The organism is Burkholderia sp. AU4i (assembly GCF_000466765.1).
Lineage (GTDB): Bacteria > Pseudomonadota > Gammaproteobacteria > Burkholderiales > Burkholderiaceae > Burkholderia > Burkholderia cepacia.
This window is the reverse complement of sequence record NZ_ASSI01000112.1, coordinates 1-4459: the sequence shown is the minus strand read 5'-3', so window position 1 is coordinate 4459 and position 4459 is coordinate 1. Positions and strand designations below refer to the sequence as shown.

The window sequence follows — 4459 nt, the reverse complement described above, 5'->3', positions numbered from 1 at the left end:
AACAGCTCGGTCACTTCGCTGTCATCCTCCACGTCGACTGGCCTGTCGTCGGCCAACAGCTCGATCGGCTCGCTGTCGACCGGCCTCTCGTCGACCAATAGCTCGGTCATCTCGCTGTCGACCTCCACGTCGACCGGCCTTTCGTCTGCCACCAGCTCGATCGGTTCGCTGTCCACCGGCTTGAGCACGGTCTCGACGAAGACAGACAACCTCGGTAGCAGCACGGCCTCGGCACTTGGCGGTGGCTCGACGTATGACCCGACAACCGGCAAGGTCTCGGCTCCGTCGTACACCACGTACAACTCGAACGGCACGACGTCGACCGCCAACAGCGTCGGCTCGGCAATCGACAGCATCAACAGCCAGGGCATCAAGTACTTCCACGCGAACTCGACCGGCGCCGACAGCACCGCGACGGGCACCGACGCCGTCGCCATCGGCAGCGGCGCCATCGCCAGCACGAACAATTCCGTCGCGCTGGGCGCCGGCTCGAAGGCCGACGCCGCGCCCGTCGGCACGAGCAGCGCAACCGTCGGCGGCGTCACGTTCGGCGGATTCGCAGGCACCACGCCGGTTGGCACCGTTAGCGTCGGCAGCGCCAACAACGAGCGGCAAATCACCAATGTCGCCGCCGGCCAGGTAACGTCGACCAGTACCGACGCGATCAACGGTAGCCAGCTGTATTCCGTCGCCCAACAGGTCGGTACCGCGACCAGTGCCATTTCGTCGCTGTCGACTTCGACCTCGACGGGTCTGTCGTCGGCTAACAGCTCGATCACGTCGCTGTCGACTTCGACCTCGACCGGCCTGTCGTCGGCCAACAGTTCGATCACCTCGCTGTCGACCTCGACCTCGACGGGTCTGTCGTCGGCTAACAGCTCGATCGATTCCCTGTCGACTTCCACCTCGACGGGCCTGTCGTCGGCCAATAGCTCGATCGATTCGTTGTCGACTTCGACCTCGACGGGCCTCTCGTCGGCCAACAGCTCGATCACCTCGCTGTCGACTTCGACCTCGACCGGCCTCTCGTCGGCCAATAGCTCGATCACCTCCCTGTCGACCTCGACCTCGACGGGTCTGTCGTCGGCCAACAGCTCGATCGATTCGTTGTCGACCTCGACGTCGACCGGTCTGTCCTCGGCGAACAGCTCGATCACCTCCCTGTCGACCTCGACCTCGACCGGCCTCTCGTCGGCCAACAGCTCGATCACTTCGCTGTCGACCTCGACCTCTACGGGTCTGTCGTCGGCTAACAGCTCGATCGATTCGCTGTCGACGTCGACCTCGACGGGCCTGTCCTCGGCTAACAGCTCGATCACGTCCCTGTCGACTTCGACCTCGACGGGTCTGTCGTCGGCTAACAGCTCGATCACGTCCCTGTCGACCTCGACCTCGACGGGCTTGTCGTCCGCGAATAGCTCGATCGACTCGTTGTCGACTTCGACCTCGACCGGCCTCTCGTCGGCTAACAGCTCGATCACTTCGCTGTCGACTTCAACCTCAACGGGTCTGTCCTCGGCTAACAGCTCGATCGATTCGCTGTCGACTTCGACCTCGACGGGTCTCTCGTCGGCCAACAGCTCGATCACGTCCCTGTCGACCTCGACGTCGACCGGCCTCTCGTCGGCGAACAGCTCGATCACTTCGCTGTCGACCTCGACCTCGACGGGTCTCTCGTCGGCCAACAGCTCGATCACGTCGCTCTCGACTTCAACCTCGACGGGTCTGTCCTCGGCGAACAGCTCGATCGATTCGCTGTCGACTTCAACCTCGACGGGCCTGTCGTCGGCCAACAGCTCGATCACGTCGCTGTCGACCTCGACGTCGACCGGCCTCTCGTCGGCCAACAGCTCGATCGATTCGTTGTCGACCTCGACCTCGACCGGTCTCTCGTCGGCCAACAGCTCGATCACCTCGCTGTCGACTTCGACCTCGACCGGTTTGTCGTCGGCTAACAGCTCGATCACGTCCCTGTCGACTTCGACCTCGACTGGCTTGTCGTCGGCCACCAGCTCGATCGGCTCGCTGTCGACCGGTCTCTCGTCGACCAACAGCTCGGTCACCTCGCTGTCGACTTCGACGTCGACCGGTTTGTCGTCGGCTAACAGCTCGATCACGTCGCTCTCGACTTCGACGTCGACCGGCCTGTCGTCGGCTAACAGCTCGATCGATTCGCTGTCGACCTCGACCTCGACCGGTCTGTCCTCGGCCAACAGCTCGATCACCTCGCTGTCGACCTCCACGTCGACCGGTCTGTCGTCGGCCAATAGCTCGATCACCTCGCTGTCCACGTCGACGTCGACCGGCCTGTCCTCGGCTAACAGCTCGATCGATTCGTTGTCGACCTCGACCTCGACCGGTCTGTCCTCGGCCAACAGCTCGATCACCTCGTTGTCGACCTCGACCTCGACCGGCCTCTCGTCGGCCAACAGCTCGATCACCTCGCTGTCGACTTCGACCTCGACGGGCCTCTCGTCGGCCAACAGCTCGATCACCTCGCTGTCGACTTCGACCTCGACGGGCCTCTCGTCGGCCACCAGCTCGATCGGCTCCCTGTCCACCGGCCTGAGCAGCACGAACAGCTCGATCACGTCACTGTCGACCTCGACCTCGACCGGCCTCTCGTCGGCCAACAGCTCGATCAGCTCGCTGTCGACTTCCACGTCGACCGGCCTGTCCTCGGCCACCAGCTCGATCACGTCGCTGTCCACGTCGACCTCGACCGGCATCAGCTCGTTGTCCACGGGCCTGAGCAGCACGGACAGCACGATCCTGTCGCTGTCCACGTCGACGTCGACCGGCATCGGCTCCCTGTCCACCGGCCTGAGCAGCACGAACAGCAACGTGGCCTCGCTGTCGACTTCGACCTCGACCGCGATCAACGCCGCGAAGACGCACTACTACAGCGTCAACGACAACGGCACGCAGCAGGCCAACTACGACAACACGGGCGCCACCGGCACCAACGCCCTCGCCGCCGGCGTGAACGCCAGCGCGGCAGGCGCGAGCAGCGTGGCGGTCGGCGACGGTTCGAACGCGCAGTCGGCAGGCGCGGTCGCGATCGGCCAGAACGCATCGGCCACGGGCGGCAAGGCCGTGTCGATCGGCTCCGGCAACACGGCCACCGGCGACGGCGCGGTCGCGATCGGCGACCCGAGCATCGCGACGGGTACCGGCGCGGTCGCACTGGGCGCGAACGACACGGCGACCGGCAACGGCGCAGTGGCGCTCGGCAACGCGAACACCGCAACCGGTGCCAGCGCGCTCGCCCTCGGCAGCTCGAACCAGGCCACCGCGGACAACACGATCGCGCTGGGCAACCAGTCGACGGCCAGCGCCGTCGGTGCACAGGCCTACGGCTCGAGCGCCACGGCCAGCGCCGCCGACGCGCTCGCCCTGGGTTCGAACGCCACCGCGAACGTCGCCAACTCGATCGCACTCGGCGCCAACTCGGTCACGGCCCCGGCCGTCGGCACCTCCAGCGCCACGATCGGCGGTGTCACGTACTTCTTCGCGGGCAGCTCGCCGGTCGGCGTGGTGAGCGTCGGCGCACCGGGTGCGGAACGCCAGATCACGAACGTCGCCGCGGGCCGGATCTCGGCCAGCAGCACGGACGCGATCAACGGCAGCCAGCTCAACGCGACGAACAACGCGGTCAACGCGCTGTCGACGTCCACCGCATCGAACGTCGCCTCGCTGTCGACCGGCATCAACTCGCTGTCGACGGGCCTGAGCACGACGAACAGCAACGTGGCCTCGCTGTCCACGTCGACCTCGACCGCGATCAACTCGCTGTCGACCGGCCTGAGCACGACGAACAGCAACGTCAACTCGCTGTCGACGTCGACCTCGACGGGCATCGGTTCGCTGTCCACCGGCCTGAGCACGACGAACAGCAACGTGGCCTCGCTGTCGACCGGCGTGAACAACATCAACAACACGTTGAACCAGCTGTCGACGACGATCAACAACAACACGACGCGCGCCGCCAACAACAACGGCATCGCGGCCGACATGAACGGCAAGGGCACCGACGTCCCGACCGTCACCGCCGGCTCGAACTCGGTGGCGATCGGCGCGAATTCGAACGACGGCGGCCGCTCGAACGTGGTGTCGGTCGGCAGCGACACGCAGCAGCGCCAGATCACGAACGTCGCGCCGGGTACGCAAGGCACCGACGCGGTGAACGTGAACCAGCTGACGCAGGTGCAGACGACGCTGTCGACGGCACTGTCGGGCCAGCAGGCGCAGATCAACTCGCTGGGTTCGCAACTGCAGCAGACCGACCAGATGGCGAAGCAGGGTATCGCGGCCGTCGGCGCGATGGCATCGATCCCGCAGCTCGATCGCGATGCCAACTTCGGGATGGGCGTGGGTACGTCGACCTTCCTCGGCCAGAAGGCGATGGCGGTCAACATGCAGGCGCGCATCACGGAGAACCTGAAGGCGTCGATCAACG

Annotated in this window: 1 protein-coding gene; it reads left to right on the top strand. The window is 65.5% G+C overall.

Annotation, left to right across the window (positions count from 1 at the left end; translation table 11 throughout):
- Positions 1–4459 (top strand): YadA-like family protein (locus tag L810_RS47505; protein WP_179945683.1); only part of this gene is annotated, 4459 nt, incomplete at both ends.